This is a genomic window from Vibrio sp. Vb1127, assembly GCF_033338735.1.
GTDB classification, from domain to species: Bacteria; Pseudomonadota; Gammaproteobacteria; order Enterobacterales; family Vibrionaceae; genus Vibrio; species Vibrio alginolyticus.
Window position 1 is genome coordinate 213,982 of the sequence record NZ_JAWOTF010000005.1, and the last position, 17,502, is coordinate 231,483.

The 17,502-nt window shown below is 46.9% G+C and carries 12 protein-coding genes; 4 read left to right on the plus strand and 8 right to left on the minus strand.

Features of this window, described 5'->3' with window-relative positions; all coding sequences use genetic code 11:
• Positions 1 to 105: 105 nt before the first annotated feature.
• Positions 106 to 903 carry a hypothetical protein gene (locus R7H07_RS10020; RefSeq protein ID WP_005385112.1) on the plus strand — a complete coding sequence of 266 codons (798 nt, stop codon included), beginning with the start codon at positions 106 to 108 and terminating at the stop codon, positions 901 to 903.
• A gap of 47 nt (positions 904 to 950) precedes the next feature.
• Here the strand turns inward: R7H07_RS10020 and speG are convergent, their stop codons facing one another.
• Positions 951 to 1,490 carry a spermidine N1-acetyltransferase gene (speG, locus tag R7H07_RS10025; RefSeq protein WP_005375417.1) on the minus strand — a complete coding sequence of 180 codons (540 nt, stop codon included), beginning with the start codon at positions 1,488 to 1,490 and terminating at the stop codon, positions 951 to 953.
• Between the two features lie 246 nt (positions 1,491 to 1,736).
• On the opposite strand from speG, the gene R7H07_RS10030 reads away from it, so the two are divergent.
• Positions 1,737 to 1,889 (plus strand): hypothetical protein, encoded by a 153-nt coding sequence (locus R7H07_RS10030; protein ID WP_005375418.1) that lies wholly within the window; start codon positions 1,737 to 1,739, stop codon positions 1,887 to 1,889.
• A gap of 112 nt (positions 1,890 to 2,001) precedes the next feature.
• Here R7H07_RS10030 and R7H07_RS10035 read toward each other — a convergent pair whose 3' ends face one another.
• The 7 genes from R7H07_RS10035 to R7H07_RS10065 all read right to left on the minus strand — a co-directional run bounded on the left by R7H07_RS10035 (position 2,002) and on the right by R7H07_RS10065 (position 12,199).
• Positions 2,002 to 3,051 (minus strand): sensor domain-containing diguanylate cyclase, encoded by a 1,050-nt coding sequence (locus R7H07_RS10035; RefSeq protein ID WP_025998663.1) that lies wholly within the window; start codon positions 3,049 to 3,051, stop codon positions 2,002 to 2,004.
• Between the two features lie 282 nt (positions 3,052 to 3,333).
• Positions 3,334 to 4,185, minus strand: coding sequence for a carbenicillin-hydrolyzing class A beta-lactamase CARB-42 (locus tag R7H07_RS10040; RefSeq protein WP_005375420.1), 852 nt, complete (start codon positions 4,183 to 4,185; stop codon positions 3,334 to 3,336).
• Positions 4,186 to 4,511: 326 nt separating this feature from the next.
• Complete coding sequence (gene copI / locus R7H07_RS10045) at positions 4,512 to 5,078, minus strand: copper-resistant cuproprotein CopI (RefSeq protein WP_054578673.1); 567 nt, start codon at positions 5,076 to 5,078, stop codon at positions 4,512 to 4,514.
• Positions 5,079 to 5,154: 76 nt separating this feature from the next.
• On the minus strand, positions 5,155 to 8,364 hold the full coding sequence (locus tag R7H07_RS10050; RefSeq protein WP_054578674.1) for an efflux RND transporter permease subunit: 3,210 nt from the start codon (positions 8,362 to 8,364) through the stop codon (positions 5,155 to 5,157).
• Positions 8,365 to 8,366: 2 nt separating this feature from the next.
• Entirely contained in the window at positions 8,367 to 10,085 is a 1,719-nt protein-coding gene (locus R7H07_RS10055; protein ID WP_206958961.1) for an efflux RND transporter periplasmic adaptor subunit, read from the minus strand.
• Positions 10,086 to 10,249: 164 nt separating this feature from the next.
• On the minus strand, positions 10,250 to 11,641 hold the full coding sequence (locus R7H07_RS10060; protein ID WP_104029242.1) for a TolC family protein: 1,392 nt from the start codon (positions 11,639 to 11,641) through the stop codon (positions 10,250 to 10,252).
• 135 nt (positions 11,642 to 11,776) lie between these two features.
• Positions 11,777 to 12,199, minus strand: a complete 423-nt coding sequence (locus tag R7H07_RS10065) for a hypothetical protein (protein WP_064354572.1) — start codon at positions 12,197 to 12,199, stop codon at positions 11,777 to 11,779.
• Positions 12,200 to 12,514: 315 nt separating this feature from the next.
• On the opposite strand from R7H07_RS10065, the gene fdhF reads away from it, so the two are divergent.
• Together fdhF and R7H07_RS10075 are read left to right on the plus strand one after the other, a co-directional pair.
• Positions 12,515 to 16,753 (plus strand): formate dehydrogenase subunit alpha, encoded by a 4,239-nt coding sequence (gene fdhF / locus R7H07_RS10070; RefSeq protein ID WP_206958959.1) that lies wholly within the window; start codon positions 12,515 to 12,517, stop codon positions 16,751 to 16,753.
• Positions 16,754 to 17,116: 363 nt separating this feature from the next.
• A complete protein-coding gene (locus tag R7H07_RS10075; RefSeq protein ID WP_005375433.1) occupies positions 17,117 to 17,488 on the plus strand; it encodes a hypothetical protein in 372 nt (123 codons plus the stop codon).
• Positions 17,489 to 17,502: the final 14 nt, after the last annotated feature.

Sequence of the window (17,502 nt, forward strand, 5' to 3'; positions counted from 1 at the left end):
ACCATCTAAGGTAGTTAGGGCGCTTCTGTCACATCCAGTGAGTGATGATTCAAAAAGTCTCTGCGCAGCTAAGTGCGGGTATTCAACATCTCAAAGGACTAAAAAATGAAAAATAAACTAGCGTTAGTGTGTACGACTTTGTTGGTCAGTACGCTGGCTCATGGTGCCGAGCATCGAGTAAAAGACAATAAAAACAAGTTGGCGGATGACCCAACAAAAGTCATCACGAAATTTGGCGCCTCATACGCAAACAACTACGATTTTGATGATCAAAACATCTCATTCTCGGGCTCACTTGCGCTTGACCAAGCGCGCAAAATCAACCTGCGTATCAATGATGATGCGAGCGAGTGGCGTATTGGTGGCTCGTGGTTGTTTCCGGTCGGTATCGTGAACTTCAACTTCGGTAAAAATGAATACGTAAACGGCGCGGATCAAACCAACTACAGCGTTGGTACCTTTATGCCGCTAAGTTATTTCGGGATTGAGCCAGCAGGCTTCCAAATTTTCCCAATGGCAGGCTATACGTACAACACTGGTGATGTTCCTGTTTGTGACGGTGCAGAAAGTAGTCTCTGTAGCGAGCCTAACTTTACGGGTACGCCAAGTGCAGAGAATGGCTTCAATATGATGAGCTCTTCAGGCAGTAGCGGTTACGTTGGTGCATTTGCGCTGAAATCGTTTACCAAAGAGCTGACGTTAATCAGCTTCGCAGCAGGCACTTACGGCTCAGAAAACAGTGAAGGAGAGAACTACAAAGGCTTCTTTGGTGGTATTGGTCTTGGTTACCTCGTGAGCAAACGCCACTCTTTTAACGTAATGACGTTTGTCATGGACAACAACACCTATTTGGATGAAGCAGACAAGCGCATCGTATTATCATATCAATATCAATTTGAATAAATAAAAACGCAGCCCAAATAGCTGCGTTTTTACTTTGATAGAATGAACTAGTGAATTGAGTTGTTTTCTTCGATCTTTTTCTGGTATTGGTGTTTTAATATATACATGCGCTTAACATCGCTGTAAGCGCCGTTAATAAAGTATTCTTCTACAAGGTGACCTTCTTCGATAAAGCCGCACTTTTTGTATAAGTGAATAGCGACTTCGTTATCCACTGCGACTAATAAGTAGATTTTACGTAGATTAAGAATTGAGAATGAGTAATCTAACGCACGATTAATCATCTCTGTCGCATAACCTCGGCCTTGATGCTCTGGGGCGATGATTATCTGAAATTCCGCGCTGCGGTGAATGTAGTTAATCTCGATCAGCTCAACTAAGCCAATTACGATGCCGTCTTCATCTTCGACGACAAAACGCCTTTCAGCGTCATCATGTATATGTTTTCGATAAAGTTCTTCGAGCTCGTCATAAGACTCGTAAGGTTCTTCGAACCAGTAGGCCATGATATTTCGGTTGTTATTCAGTTCATGAATAAAGCGCAAATCAGAACGCTCTAATGCACGCATTTTTAGGCCTTTCTTCATCATTTTTCTCCAATGAGGGCGGAGAATACCTCCGCACTTGATGCTAGAAAATATTACCGTATTTCACAAGAATAGCGCATCTTTTTTTGGAAAATATCCTGTGATTTTCAATGTGGAAACTTAGAGTTCACGACAAATATAAATTAATCTTTACGATAAAAAACTCGATTAGGTGCTTTGCCTAATATCGTATTAAATACCGCGCAACGACTTAGTGTCTTAATCTAAACAAACAAGGTATTCAATATGTTTTCAATCGGTGACGTAGTAGTAGCGACTAAAGGTATCGATCTTGGCGAAATGGTTGTTACAGGTTTAAGCAGTGGCGGTTTTTACACACATGTAAAAGCAGGCGAAAAAACACTAACTTACCCAGCTAAAGATCTTAAGAAAGCATAATTAAATTTGCTCATTCTTATTTTAAACTGGCTTAAAGTTCGTATTAGTTATTTTAAGCGGGTTAGAATCGATAAAAGGTAGCGCAATGAGTCGCTACCTTTTTTTATTTTTTCTACCTTTCTTCACCAATATGAAACTCAACGCGATTTCTTCCAGTTTCTTTTGCCTTGTAAAGTGCTAAGTCGGCGCGTTTAACTAATGGTTCAAATGAGTCGTCGAGACGACAGACTTGAGTGACCCCAATACTCGCGGTGAAGCTCATATCACAACCTGAATGTTGAACGGTCGTCGTTTCTAGTGCATTACGAATTGTTTCTAATGTGTCTAGAGCTTGCTGTGATGAGCGACTTCTTAATACGATGGCAAACTCTTCACCGCCAACTCTGGCAAGTAAGTCACAATCAAGTAGATGACTTTTAATAGTATTGACTGCATGGATCAGTGATTTATCGCCTGCGTCATGACCAAATCGGTCATTGAGGCTTTTAAAATTGTCGAGATCTAAAATAGCAACATGGAAGTCAATGCCCAGGGTTCGGTATTCATTTAGGCGGCTTTCGATTTGTCGCATGAACTCTCTGCGGTTTGGAATACCTGTTAGATCATCCGTCGTGGCGAGGTGTTCCATTTTCATAATCTGTATATGAAGGGCAATGTTTAAAGCAATCCAATTAGCGATGCACTGAAGCTGTGCCGCTTGTTCGTTTGTGTAAATGTGCGTTTGATGATGCGCAACATTAAGCGTTCCTAGGCAGACTTTACCGTGCATTAAAGGCGCGTCCATACACGTCCCCATACCATTGGATGCGAGCATCACACAATCGATCTCATCAGATTGCGTAACATCGTCGCAGATCATCAGTTGTTGCTTTTTGAACACTCGGCCAACAAACGCTTGATGAATGGGCACTAAAAATTCAGCGGGAATCGCTTTACTACCAGAGAAAGAGTAGACCTTTAAATGATCATTGTTTTCATAAAGTGTGATACTCGCACGGTCAGAATTAAATATACGATTTATCCATTCTGCCACCGTATCAAGTACTTGCTGTAGTGTTTCCGATTGAGCTAAAAAGTGAACAAACCCTATCGGCATACATATCGGACTTTCCATGTTTTGCATCGATAAGTCATCAGGGTTAAAAGTTCTTTCAAGTCTCAATAGACATCTCCTTGGCAATGTTGCAAATAACAACAATAAATTACGTGAAGCTATTTTGTAGAAAATGTGCTTCTTGGTAAGAGTATGGTTTAATTATCGCCATTTGTGTGAATTTGGTTGCTTAATGTGGGCGTTAACTCACCCTAAATAAGTAAATCTTATACCTATTTATAAGTAAGTCATTACTCAATAAGTGGTGTTTTTAAGATGGAAGTACAGAATGAGCCCTTCTGGAATAGAAGGGCTAGAAAAGGATACAAATAGGGTCAGGTGAGTGGTGACTTAATTGTCTTTGTACTTTTGTAAAATCAACTGACTTATCTGCGCAACGAGTTGGTCCCTAGCTTGAAGTGAGAGCTCGGTTTCTGTGACATAAATACTAATGTAAACAGGTCGATGATTTTCCTTCCATATAATCGCGTTAATGCCCCGCGAACCATGACCTCCCGCACCAGAACGGTCTGCAATAGACCAACCTGTTGGTAATACAGAACGCATTAACGAGTCTGAAACTTTGTTGTCCTGCATCCAGATTTTTAATTGTACACGAGACTCATAAGACAACGTTTCGCCTTCGACCAAAGTTCGAAGAGTGTTTAGTATGGCGTTAGGTGTGGTTGTGTCGCGGCTGTCGCCTGGTGTGGCTTCGTTCAAGCGAGGTTCTATTCTGTCTAGGCGCGTTGCTTTATCTCCAATTGTTCGCAGAAACATTGTTACGGCCTTAGGGCCGCCAATTTCATTTAATACTAAGTTGGCTGCGGTATTATCACTCATTAACATAGCGGCTTCACACGCGTGCTCTATGCGTGTGTTTTGGCCTGCGAGCTTATCCATCACTGGAGACCATACAACGATACTGCGCTCATCGACTTTTGCGGTCGCATTTTTACTTAGCTTACCGCTGTCCATATCACTTAGCATTTTGGCACAAGCTAGGGTTTTGAATGTGCTCATGAGTGGGAAGCGTTCATCGCCACGGTAATCCCAACGCTCGTCTGCTTGGGTATCCCAAACTGACACCCCAATTCTGCTTGAGGTTTGTTGCTCGAGGAGAGAAATGTCCTCATTCAGTTGGGACGCGTAACTTAGGGTTGAGCAAACCATTAGCCCAGCCAACAAAAATAACTTTTTCATGGATCGTGTTCTTCAATTTTAGTTTTAGTTCGCACCGTAGCGATGTCACGTAAACTATAACGAGCCAATACTCTAAACACTGTTAAATCTATGTCTATTTTATGTAGGATTCTTTGCAATACGCTTAAACGGTCTCAATATGGGGAGAAGAGTGTTGCTATCAAGGCCTGTAGTTTGGCTTATATATTACGTCGGTGATTCGGTCATAAAAATATCTTAGCGTGAGACACTGGCTCAGAATTTCTTATCATGAGCTAACGAATAGTTTGATCCAGAGAAATAAAAGGAGCTGAATCATCAGCTCCTTTGTCTAGTTGGATAATTACTTACAGTTCAATCTTTTTAACCATGCCCGATTCTGCATGGCCCGGAATGTTGCACGCGAACTCAACATTGTTGTCACCGTGGAAATGCCACAACAACTGCTTCGCTTTACCCGGTTCTACCGTCACAGAGTTGCCCGAGTCGTGCATGTGATCACCGCTCATTGTCTTCATCATTTCGCGATGTTTTAGCTGCTCTTTAGCCGAACCAATCGTAAACTCGTGGTTGATCTTACCTGTGTTCATGACTACAAACTGCACCACATCGTTTGGCTCAATCTTAACGTCTTTCTTGAACTTAATAGTCATGTCATCACCCAAGATAACGTGTACCACCTTGTCTGGCTTTGCACCTTTTGCTGGCATACCTACTGCCGACATGCCCGGCATATCCATCATGTTTGAATGGTCCATTTTACTGTGGTCCATCTTCATGCTGCCGTGGTCCATATTTTCATGCTTCATGTTGCTATGATCCATGTTCGCGTGGTCCATGTTTGAATGATCCATTTGGGCAAACGCAGTCGTTGTTGTTAGGGCTAGAGTAAGAGTGATTAGTGTCTTTTTCATTTTTATATCCTTGTTTTAATTCATTAATAACTTGGTTGCTTCCCCCCAAACGAATTGATTGAGGGGAAGGTAGGGATTAAGCCTTGTTGCCAGTGCGATCTGTGCTGGCGGCGTTTTCGATTTGGTTGCCAGTTTGCGTGCTTGTTTGGCTCGGAGTTGAGTTGCTTGGGCGCAACTCACGTTGTTTCCACAGCTTGAAGATGGCTGGAAGTACCAACAGCGTCAGCAGCAGTGCTGAGGCCATACCGCCAATCATTGGCGCGGCGATACGTTGCATTACTTCTGATCCTGTACCTTCGCCGTACATGATCGGAATCAGACCAATAATTACTGTCAGTACCGTCATCATTACTGGGCGAACACGCAGGCCCGCACCTTCACGAATGGCATCGGTTAGGTCTTTCGCCTCAAGCTTTTGTTTACTCTCTTCCGCATCCAGCTTCTTGTAGTGCCATGCTTGGTTGAGGTAGACGAGCATGATGACCCCAATTTCAACCGCGACGCCTGCTAGGGCAATAAAGCCAACCCCGACGGCAATTGAGAAGTTGTAGTTGAGGATATGCATGAGCCACAAACCACCGACCATAGCGAGCGGTAGGGTAAGCATGATGATCATCACTTCGCCAACGCGACGGAAGCTGAAGTAAAGCAGCAGCATAATGATGGCGATAGTGATTGGTACCACGACACTCAAGCGGTCTTTCGCACGCTCCATGTATTCGTATTGACCAGACCAAGCCAGCGAGTAACCCGCAGGAAGTTCCAATTGATCAGCCACGACCTGTTGCGCTTCTACGACGTAAGAGCCAAGGTCACGACCATCGATGTCGACAAATACCCAGCCGTTTGGACGCGCGTTTTCTGTCTTGATCATCGGAGGGCCGTCTTCGTAACGAATGTCCGCTACGTCAGCCAGCGCAATACGAGCGCCATTTGGTGTGACTAATGGTAGGTTTTGCAGTTTAACCACTGAATCACGGTAGTCTTGTGGGTAACGAACATTGATTGGGTAACGCTCCAAGCCTTCAATGGTTTCACCCACATTCATGCCACCCACCGCAGTGGAGATCACTTGCTGAACGTCTTTGATGCTTAAGCCATAACGCGCTGCGGCACGACGTTTAATGTCGATCGTGACGTAACGACCGCCTGCTACACGTTCTGCGTAAACCGATGCCGTGCCTTGTACGCCATTAAGAATTGGCTCTAGCTGAGAACCGATCTTCTCAATCACTTTCAGATCAGGTCCGGCGATCTTAATGCCGATAGGGGTTTTGATGCCCGTTGCCAACATGTCGATACGCGTTTTGATCGGCATTACCCAAGCGTTAGTAAGACCAGGGAACTGAACCAGCTTGTCGAACTCTTTGCGCAGTGACTCGGTTGTTACCCCTTCACGCCATTGGTCGCGTGGCTTCAACTGAATCACGGTTTCAATCATGGTGAGTGGCGCTGGATCGGTTGCGGTCTCAGCTCGGCCAATTTTGCCCCATACGGTTTTCACTTCTGGAACGGTTTTGATCAGCTTGTTGGTTTGTTGTAGAAGCACGCGCGCTTTACCAATTGAGATACCCGGATAGGTCGTTGGCATGTACATCAAGTCGCCTTCATCCAGCGGCGGGATGAACTCGCTACCCAGTTTACTGGTTGGGTAGTAAGCCGATGCCATTAGACCTAATGCGATAACAATCATGGTCTTAGGGTATTTTAAGCTGGTGTTCAACAGCGGGCGGTACAGCGCGACCAAGCCGCGGTTAACCGGGTTTTTGTGTTCCGGTAACACCTTACCGCGGATGAAGTAGCCCATAAGTACAGGCACGAGCGTGATTGCCAAACCTGCTGCCGCTGCCATGGCGTACGTCTTAGTGAACGCAAGCGGCGAGAACATCTTGCCTTCTTGGCCTTCTAAGGCGAACACCGGTACGAAACTAAGAGTAATGATCAGCAATGAGAAGAACAGCGGAGCGCCGACCTCTTCTGCGGCTTTGCCAATCACTTGCCAGCGGTTTTTATCGGTCAGTGGCGTTCGTTCAATGTGCTTGTGAACGTTTTCAATCATCACGATCGCACCATCTACCATGGCTCCGATGGCTATCGCAATACCACCCAAGGACATGATGTTGGCGTTGATGCCTTGCCAATGCATTACGATAAACGCACTAAGAATGCCAACCGGTAGGCTCAGAGCGATAACCAATGAAGAACGAATGTGGAACAGGAACAACGCACACACAATCGCGACGACGATGAACTCTTCTGCAAGCTTCTTCCAGAGGTTTTCTACCGCTGAATCGATAAGAGTAGAACGGTCGTAGGTTGCAACAATTTCCACGCCTTCTGGTAGGCTGCGTTGTAAGTCTGCGAGTTTGTCTTTGACTTTCGCAATCACTTCACTGGCATTTTCACCAAAGCGCATCACGATAACACCACCCACTGCTTCACCTTCGCCATTCAGCTCTGAGATACCACGGCGCATTTGTGGGCCAAGGTTAATGTCTGCGATATCACCTAATAGCAACGGCGTGCCTTTCTCAGTGACTTTGAGAGGCAGTGACTTGATGTCTTCAATGCTGGTTAGGTAGCCTGTGGTACGAACCATGTGCTCGGCTTCGGCCACTTCGATAACGGACGCGCCGGTTTCTTGGTTGCCGTTTTGGATTGCCATGTTCACTTGTTGCAAAGTGAGGTTGTACGCACGCAGCTTGGCAGGATCAATCTGCACTTGATACTGCTTCACCATACCGCCCACGGTAGCGACTTCAGAAACGCCATCAACGGTTTGCAATTCGTACTTCAAGAACCAGTCTTGCAGGCTGCGAAGATCAGCCAAATCATGCTTGCCAGTTTTGTCTTGTAATACGTAGCTGTAAACCCAGCCCACGCCCGTTGCATCAGGACCTAGGGTTGGTTTTGCGTTCGGTGGCAGCTTTGGTGCTACTTGGCTTAAGTACTCCAACACGCGTGAACGTGCCCAGTACATGTCGGTATCATCGTTGAAAATGATATAAACGTAAGAGTCACCAAAGAAAGAGTAGCCACGAACCGTCTCAGCTCCCGGCACGGCAAGCATGGCGGTGGTGAGTGGGTAAGTAACTTGATCCTCGACGACTTGAGGAGCTTGACCCGGATAGCTTGTCTTGATGATCACTTGCACATCAGAAAGATCTGGAATCGCATCAACAGGCGTATTCTTTACACTGTAAAGTCCGCCTAATACAAGGGCTAAGGTCGCGACCAACACTAGGAATCGGTTGCTCAGTGACCAACGAATAATAGCATTGATCATAATTAACCCTCGACGGCTGTTGTTGCAGGAACTAGCTGTCTAAGAACGTAGTCAGATCCTTGTTTTTCAACTAGAAACCGAACTTTCTGTCCTTCTTCAAAACCCGAGAGATCAACATCTTCACCGACAGAGAAGTTCATCTCGCCAGCATCCCAGTTCCATTCTGCAACCGGTAGGTGGTTTAAGGTGATCATGCCAAAATCAGCCATCAGCATTGTGATGTCACCAGTTAGCCAAACCTCTGCGGCAATGACGCTGTTGTCTGCCTTGTAGTCGATGATTTGGTACTGACCGGACTCCGTCTTTTGCATTTCAAATTCGATAGCCTGACCTTTTTTCAAGTCACCCATTTCAACGCCATCTGCGAAAGTGAAGTTCATTACCATGCCCGGCCAATCCCATTCTGGTACAGGTTGGTGGTTGATGGTCAGCATGCGGTGATCTTTCATTACGTCTGTGATTTCACCTTTGGCCCATGCCGTTTCTGCTGCCGCTTCTACACCATTGATGCGAGACAGATCTGCCGACTGGCTTGATTCAGAGTCGAGCATGAAGTGAGATGACGTAACGATCTTGTCGCCTTGTTTAAGTCCTTGTAATACTTCGATTTGTTCGCCAGCTTCGCGGCCAACTTCAATTCGAGCAGAACGGTATTTGCCATCACCTTCCGCCAGAACAACGCGAGTCATACCGCCAGAGCGGATAACAGATGATTTAGGAATCGTTAATACTGCATCGTCAGTGACAGGCTGCAGGGCAATATTGGCGAACATATTTGGCTTCAATGCGCCATCTGGATTAGGGAATTTAAGACGCACACGCAACGTACGTGTTTTCGGATCGAGGATTGGGTACACGTAATCTACGACACCTTGCCATTCATTGCCCGGAATCGCGTCAAGGGTCATCGTGGCTTGAGAACCTGCTTTCATCCAGTGTGCTTGACGCTCAAAGACTTCTGCATCAACCCAAACATTGTCCAAGGGACCTGCACTGATCACCGCTTGAGCAGGGGACAAATAGCCACCTTCACGCACGTTTAAGCTCGCGATAACGCTATCAGCAGGTGCTTTGATTTCAATGGTTTGTGATGCTTTACCACTACGAGTAATGGATTTGATTTGAGCACGGTCAACCCCAAGCGTTACCAAGCGTTCGGTCGCGCCTTTTACAAGACCTTTGCGGCCAGTGCGGTACGCATTCAGCAATTCTTCTTGTGCTTTAACCAGTTCAGGAGAATAGAGCGTGAAAAGCACATCGCCTTTCTTCACTTTCTCACCCACGGCATTGATGTAGAGTTTTTCTACCCAACCCGCCACACGAACGTTGGTTTGCCATAACAGACTTTCATCAAAGGCAATATAGCCAACCGTTTCGATGCGTGGTGATAGCTGTTGTAGTGTCGCGTTTGCGGTTTTAACCCCGAGGTTGTTCTCTACTGAAGGGTCAATAGTCACTGTACCCGGTGCGTCTTGTTCACCGGATAGGTCTTCTGCGTAAACCGGAATCAAATCCATGCCCATTGGGGACTTACCCGGCTTGTCGCGTTTGTAGTTCGGATCCATTGGGGCAACCCAGTAAAGCGGATCATTAGAGCTTGAAGCAGGTTCACCACCCATCGCACTCATGTCGTGAGCCGAGCCCGTAAGAAAATGATTAGCACCAAACCCTAAAGCACCACCAACAATCAGCGCAATGGTTGCAATTTTTAATGTTTTCATTGTTTTACCTTATTTTCCCCTTCACATTTGACGCTACAGCGTTGTTGCCTGCTCTCGTTCACCCAAATCACATAGAGGATCCCTTAGTTTGTTAGGGAAAGTGCTCATGGGATTCTCTTGTTTGCCGCCTAGCTGTAGCCCCAACTGTCTTGGGGAATCACAAATTAATATGTCGAAATAGAGCGAGCTTCCGGTGAAGCCACTTGGTAGTCGAAACCACCGAGTAGGGTGGCTAAATTGCTGTTTGCGATGTTGAGATCGGTCAGTAGACGTTGTTGCTCCAATTGCAGAGCCAACTCGTCAGTCGTGGCGGAAATCACATCGTTAAACTGCGCTGTGTTGTTTTGATAACCCCGCTCAACGGCTTGAATGCGCGCTTTCGCTTGAGGCAATAAGGTGGATTGATAACGTTCTAAGCGTTGGGTTAAGTTGCCGCGATCAACCAACAGAGTGTTCACCTTGGCATTCATCTGCGTTAGTAAGGTGTCTTTTTGTGATTGTGCCGCGCCAACTTGGTATTGAGCGGCCGCGAGATTGCGATCTTGGCGGTCACCCGTAAACAACGGAATGTCCATGGTTAGGTAAGCGCTGACCAAATCGGAGGCGGGTTCACCCATCATGTTGTCGGCTTGGCGGTAGGCGTACATTACTTCGACGCCAAATTGTGGGTTGTAGGCTTGCTCAGCAATTTCCACCTGCGTTTTATTGGCAGAAATACTGACGTCGGCCATCTTAACCATCGGGTGTTGGCTGAGTTGCTGATAATGCTTGGTGGAACCCTGACTGGCAGCAAGTTTGCTGTTCAGTGTGTCCCAATTAAGTTGATTGCTCGCGTGCAGAGCCTCTTCGTTTGCCAACCAATCTGACCCCAACCATTCGGAGAGTTGAGAGATAAGACGACGTTGCATTTGTGCGTTGGCTTGCAGTTTCTCATCCAACTTGCTGACTTGAAGCTGGGCATTGAGCAGATCTTGCGCTTCACTCTTACCAATCGAATAGTTGGTTTGAATAAAGCTTTCCATCTCCTTCATCAACTTGCGATTCTCAAGCATGATTTGTTCAGCGCGTTGCTGGTAACCAAGTTCTAACCAAAGTTGAGTCATGCTGTTGGCTACTTCAAGCTCACGAGCATGGACTTGAAGCCCAAGGCCGTCGGCTTGTTGATTGGCTTTCTTCTGCTGTAAATCAAGCGTCGAGCCACGCTCAAACTGTTGCATTAAACCAACGGAGATGTTGGTCATTGGGTCTTCATCGAATTTGAAGCTGTCGACAGGCAAGCCACCAAAACCCACTTTCAGTTTTGGGTCCATCAAGGTCGCACTCGCGACGCCCGTTTCACGCATGGCAGCAGATTGCGCAGAGTATTGCTTACGATTGCCATCGTTACTCAAAGCGACGTTGATCAGTTGGGCAAGCTTGGTCGTTGAAGCTCGCTCACTTGATGCGGAATTTTGCGCTGCGTGCGTCTCTTTTCCTGCGGCGTTAACCAAGGTAGGCGCAGCGACCAGAGCCACCATAAAAATAGGTGCAGCTAAGCGGTATGGTTTGATATCCATAATCTAAATCCAGTGTTCGCCGGATCGATGGAGGTGCGGATTTTATTGCGGGAACAGTAAAGCCTTGTTACCTCATCGTTCAGGCGCATTAAAACAACCTGCGATACACGCGCAGGGTCGAATGCTAGGACGGATTTAGGCTATTGGAGGTCGATATAGGTCGCGGCTGACGTGTACGACTGGGGAAGCAACTTCAGGAGTAATAGTTGCGCGATAGATGACGGGCATTGGGCTATTGGTAGGATTCGGTAGGGGGACGAAAACTATCGTACACGCGGCAGTACAGCAGGTATGAACCATGCCAGAGCCTCCACCACAGTTCATGCTGGTTTCTCTTGCATCGCCATCTTCGGACATAGAAGCGTCTGTCATGGAGACGTCCATCATACCAGGCATACCACAGTGTTCGCTGTCACTCATCATAGAAGGATGATGAGCCATGCCAGTAGACATCATTTGAATATTCATCAACAGCTCACTGTTCGCCACACTAGATACCAACAGTACTAGCGTCGTGAAGAGAGTTAACCAGATTGTATGCAGCGATTTTAAGTGCATACCTTTTCCCATGTGTTTGATGAAAATGATGAAAACCCTTCGATTCTAAAGGTTAACCTAAGGGTAAGGTCAATCATTTATTACTCTTATTATCAAAATAGTCCAACCCTTCAGTTTTCGCACTTTCGAGGGAGTAAAACGTTTGTTAAACACCGAGTGTTGAAAGTTAGCGAAAGAAGCCCTCGCTTTTTATGACACGTGAAAAATGTGGTTTATAAGTTTTACATCACACTAACTTGTCTTACAAATGATTATCCTTATAGAGTGCATGGTTTTACTTGTGCAGATTTGGATTTGCTTTGCTGCGGGGGTTGCATGATAGAAATTGTCATCGATGGAAAATATAGAATTGTAGAAGAGGGTCTAACCCTTTTAGAAGCAGCAAAAGTGTGTGGGGTCGAGATCCCATCGCTGTGCGGAATGAACAAAAGTAATGAAAAAGTACCGTGTGACTTGTGTGTGGTTGAAGTCGAAAGCGGCGGTACTAAGCGTGCGTGTGAACTTGAAGTTTACCGCGGCCTTAATGTGGTCACGCAATCAGAACAATTAAGCGAGCACCGCAGAAAAGCACTCAACCGTATCATGACGGACCATTACGCCGATTGTGAAGCGCCATGTAAAACCGCGTGTCCAGCGGGCGTTGATATCCAATCGTACCTTTATCACATCGCACAGAACGATCATCAAAAAGCGATTGAAGTGATTAAGCGTACGCTTCCTATGCCGCTATCGATTGGTCGTGTGTGCCCAGCATTTTGTGAGAGCGAATGTCGCCGCTCGTTAGTCGATGAGCCTATTGCAATTCGTCAGCTAAAACGTCATGCCGCGGATGCAGATCTGTCTGCGCATGAAGCCTATGTGCCAGAAAAGAAACCAAGCAAAGGTTTGAACATTGCCGTCGTCGGCAGTGGTCCTGGTGGTCTAACGGCCGGCTACTACCTATCGAACGAAGGCTATGACGTTACGGTCTTTGAATCCATGCCAAAAGCGGGCGGTTGGTTGCGTTATGGCATCCCAGAATACCGTTTGCCAAAAGACATTCTAGATAAAGAAATCGAACTGATGTGCCGCAATGGCATGCAAGTTCACACCAATCAAAAGCTGGGTGTTGATTTCACGCTCTCTCAATTGAGTGAAGAATACGACGCGGTGTGTTTGGCTGTCGGCGCGTCTCAAGCGGTTGAAATGCATTACACAGGCAGTGATCTTGAAGGTTGCTACTTAGGTGTTGATTATCTTAAAGATTACGTTACCGAACAAAACTACGTTACGGGTCAGAAAGTCGCGGTGATCGGTGGTGGTAACACGGCAATTGACTGTGCTCGTACTGCGCGTCGCGCTGGTGCAGACACCACGTTGATTTACCGTCGAACCCGTGACGAAATGCCAGCAGAAGACTATGAGATTGTCGAAGCGGAACACGAAGGGGTGAAATTCCACTTCTTAACCAACCCGGCAGAAAACCTTGCCGATGAAACCGGACGCGTGAATGCAATTCGTCTAGAACGCATGGCGTTGGGTGAGCCGGATGCATCTGGTCGTCGAAGCCCTAAACCAACCGGTGAGTTCTTCACCGAAGAGTTCGACACCGTAATTGCGGCAGTATCGCAAAAGCCAGACCTGAGCTTCCTAGAAGGTGAAGACTTATCTATTCCGCTTACGCGCTGGAACACCTCTGATGCAGATGAAAAGACCATGCACACCGGCACGGGTAACATCTTCAGTATTGGTGATTTCCGCCGTGGTCCAGCAACGGCAGTTGAAGCCGTGGGTGATGGCCGCGTTGCGGCAAAAGCCATTGATCTGTTTTTGAATGGCGATATGGCCGATATGCCAAAGGCGGCGTTCAACTCGCGCAAAGAGAAGAAACTCTCTCAAGTCGATCCGCTTCACTTCGAGAACATCCAGAAAGTCGCTCGATCTATCATGCCAGAATTGACTCCAGCACAACGCGAGCAAAGCTTCGCTGAAGTGGAGTTGGGCTTTGATAACGAAGAAGCGATGCAGGAAGCGGCGCGCTGTCTTGAATGTGGTTGTCAGGCAAATACCGATTGTGCGCTGCGTGATTACTCCACCGAATATGAAGCCGAGCAAAGCTTTGACTTCTCCTTGCAGATTAAATCGCATCAAGATTGGTTAGATCTCCGTGCGAAAGACTTGCGTCATAAGTACGAAGTTGACCGTAGCTCTGAGTTTATTGAGTTTGATGCTAACCGCTGTATTAGCTGTGGGCAGTGTATCCAAGTGTGTCGCGACAAAGCCGTGCACGGCGTACTGAACTTTGTGTGCGACAAACAAGGTCGTCCTGCATTACGTCCTGATGATCGTCCACACTTTGGAAGTAACAAGAATGGCTTAACCCTAATGGGCGATTCGAACTGCGTGCAATGTGGCGCGTGCGTTCAAGTGTGCCCAACGGGCGCGATGGTTGATAGTCGTGACCGTTCGCAAGGTCGTACTGAAGATCTGAAAGCGGTCGACACCATTTGTACATACTGTGGTGTGGGCTGTAAGTTGACCATGTTCGTGGACGAGACAACCAACACGATTCGTTACGTGAAAGGCGGTGACTCGCCGGTGAACCAAGGCATGCTGTGTGTGAAAGGGCGCTTTGGTTTTGATTTCATTGGCAGTGAAGAGCGTCTTACCACGCCATTGATTCGTAAAGACGGTTGGTTGCAGCCTGCAAGTTGGGAAGAGGCGATTCAACTGATTGCGAGCAAGTTCTCTGGCATCAAGCAAGATTTTGGCAGCAACGCATTGGCGGGTTTCTCTTCAGCGAAAACCACTAACGAAGACAACTACGCATTCCAAAAATTTGTCCGTCGTGAACTGGGTACTAACAACGTCGACCACTGTGCGCGTTTGTGTCACGCATCGAGTGTAACCGGTCTTGAAGCGTCACTGGGTAGTGGTGCAATGACCAACGACATTCCAAGTATTAAGCACTCGGATGTGATCTTTATTATTGGTTCGGATACTACATCAGCACACCCGATCATCGCTTCACACATCAAACAAGCCATTCGTCACCACGGCGCTCGTTTAATTGTGGCTGACCCGAAACGTGTCGATATGGCAGAGCATGCTGAGTTGTACATGGCGCACCGTCCGGGTACTGATGTGATGCTCCTGAACGGCGTCATGCAACAGATCATCAAGAACGGTTGGTACGATCAAGAGTACATCGAAGAACGTGTCGACGGCTTTGATACCTTACTGCAAGAGGTGATGTCGCCAGCTTACAACCTCGATAAAGTGGAGTTGGTTACAGGCGTAAAAGCCGAAGACATTCAAGCAATGGCGCGCATGATCGGTACGGCAGATCGTACCGCTGTGTACTACTCGATGGGTATTACTCAGCACACGACAGGTCATGACAACGTGCGTTCTATCGCTAACCTGCAGCTGCTGTGTGGCAACATCGGTATTGAAGGTGGTGGCATTAACCCATTGCGTGGTCAATCTAACGTGCAAGGCGCGTGTGATATGGGCGCTTTGCCAAACAGCTTCCCGGGCTACCAAAAGGTATACAACCCAATTGTGCGTCAGAAGTTTGCGATTGAATGGAACGCGCCAAATCTGCCTTCTGAGCAAGGTCTAACCCTGACAGAAATCATTGATGCGGCTTGCCATCGTGACGTCCGTGGTATGTACATCATGGGTGAGAACCCAGTGTTGAGTGACCCGAACCAAGCGCATGTGATTGAAGGTTTAGAAACGCTCGACTTCTTGGTGGTTCAAGACATCTTCCTAACGGAGACTGCACAATACGCGGATGTGGTTCTGCCTTCTTGCTCGTTTGCAGAGAAAGCGGGTCACTTCACCAATACGGAGCGTCGTGTTCAGCGTGTGAATCCGGTTGTCACGGCACCGGGTGAGGCAAAAGAAGATTGGTGGATTATTCAAGAAATCGCCAATGCCATGGGCAGTGATTGGGATTACCACTGCGTGTCTGATATCACCAATGAAATTGCACGAGTGACGCCTCAATACGCGGGACTTCGTTGGGATGCCATTACGCCAAACGGTGTGCAATGGCCGAGCAACAAGAACAACCCAGCGGGTACTCGCATCATGCACCAAACCCAGTTTACTCGTGGTAAAGGGCAAATGGTGGGCGTACCGTTCCGTTATGCGGCTGAGCTGCCAGATGAAGAGTATCCACTGGTGCTTACTACAGGTCGTGTACTTGAGCAGTTCCACACTGGCACCATGACGCGCAAAACCAAAGGGTTGGATAACCTTGCTGGCCCTCGCGCAATGGTTAGCGTGGAAGACGCAGAAGCACTTGGCATCAGTAATGGTCAGCGTCTTACAGTGTCTACACGTCGCGGCAGCATTGAGATTGATGCCTTTGTGACTAAGCGTATTCAAAAAGGTGTGGTGTTCATTCCATTCCACTTTGTTGAATCGCCGGTGAACCGTTTAACGACAACGGCGACTGACCCGCATGCGAAAATCCCTGAGTTCAAGGTCGCAGCGGTTAAAGTGGAAGTGAGCGAGAAAACAACGCAGACAGAGTCTCTCGAAGATAGTTACCAACACGTTTAAATTCGGTGAGTCGCGTTGTTGTGGTCACTGACAATTTGAGCCTAGTTGATGGGCGGATAATCTAATCTTGATTTCCGCTCTCACTACATTCACTCGGATTGTCTTTTTCTTCAAACTCCTTTTACTTTTCTGTTATCACCGCGCTCCGGTTAGTTTTCCCTTCTTACTTCTTACTGTCTCTATGGCGTATTTTTGTTCAAGCCCATGATGAGAGTGCAATAAAGTTTGTTGTTGAGCTTGTCATAGAATTGACTGTCTCTGACTGTCCTCTGTTATTTGGGCAAGTTCTATAACCTAAACTTTGCTCGCTTCCTATACTGAATTAACGAAGCAAGATTTTTATAACAACAAGAGGAAGCTTGTATGACAAGAACAACCTCATTTGCACTCGTTTTATTACTTATGTGCGCATACTTTGGTTACAACCGTTATTATGTATACCCCCAGCAGTTGGAAACACAGGCGAAGTCCATGCTAATACAAATGGCAAATCGCGAAGAGTGGGTCGATGTGTTTGAGATGATGAATCGCGTAGACGCGCACAAGGGCCATTTGGAACTTGTTGCTGACGTGACATCCTCTGATGGTCAGCGTGCGTACAGTGAAGGTATTATCACGTATACGGATCGCGAAGGCGTTGTCTGTAAACAGGTAGTGTTCAACTTTAAAATAAACTCTTTGAAAAACTACAATATTTCCGATTTACGAGATTGTTCCTACGGCGAGTACTATTAATATTGTCTGAGAGT

What these genes read in the sequence shown, in the direction of transcription:
- R7H07_RS10050 (WP_054578674.1), bottom strand. Translation starts at nt 8,364, where the DNA reads ATGATCAATGCTATTATTCGTTGGTCACTGAGCAACCGATTCCTAGTG.
- R7H07_RS10040 (WP_005375420.1), bottom strand. Translation starts at nt 4,185, where the DNA reads ATGAAAAAGTTATTTTTGTTGGCTGGGCTAATGGTTTGCTCAACCCTA.
- R7H07_RS10030 (WP_005375418.1), top strand. Translation starts at nt 1,737, where the DNA reads ATGTTTTCAATCGGTGACGTAGTAGTAGCGACTAAAGGTATCGATCTT.
- R7H07_RS10060 (WP_104029242.1), bottom strand. Translation starts at nt 11,641, where the DNA reads ATGGATATCAAACCATACCGCTTAGCTGCACCTATTTTTATGGTGGCT.
- R7H07_RS10055 (WP_206958961.1), bottom strand. Translation starts at nt 10,085, where the DNA reads ATGAAAACATTAAAAATTGCAACCATTGCGCTGATTGTTGGTGGTGCT.
- R7H07_RS10075 (WP_005375433.1), top strand. Translation starts at nt 17,117, where the DNA reads ATGACAAGAACAACCTCATTTGCACTCGTTTTATTACTTATGTGCGCA.
- copI (WP_054578673.1), bottom strand. Translation starts at nt 5,078, where the DNA reads ATGAAAAAGACACTAATCACTCTTACTCTAGCCCTAACAACAACGACT.
- fdhF (WP_206958959.1), top strand. Translation starts at nt 12,515, where the DNA reads ATGATAGAAATTGTCATCGATGGAAAATATAGAATTGTAGAAGAGGGT.
- R7H07_RS10020 (WP_005385112.1), top strand. Translation starts at nt 106, where the DNA reads ATGAAAAATAAACTAGCGTTAGTGTGTACGACTTTGTTGGTCAGTACG.
- speG (WP_005375417.1), bottom strand. Translation starts at nt 1,490, where the DNA reads ATGAAGAAAGGCCTAAAAATGCGTGCATTAGAGCGTTCTGATTTGCGC.
- R7H07_RS10065 (WP_064354572.1), bottom strand. Translation starts at nt 12,199, where the DNA reads ATGCACTTAAAATCGCTGCATACAATCTGGTTAACTCTCTTCACGACG.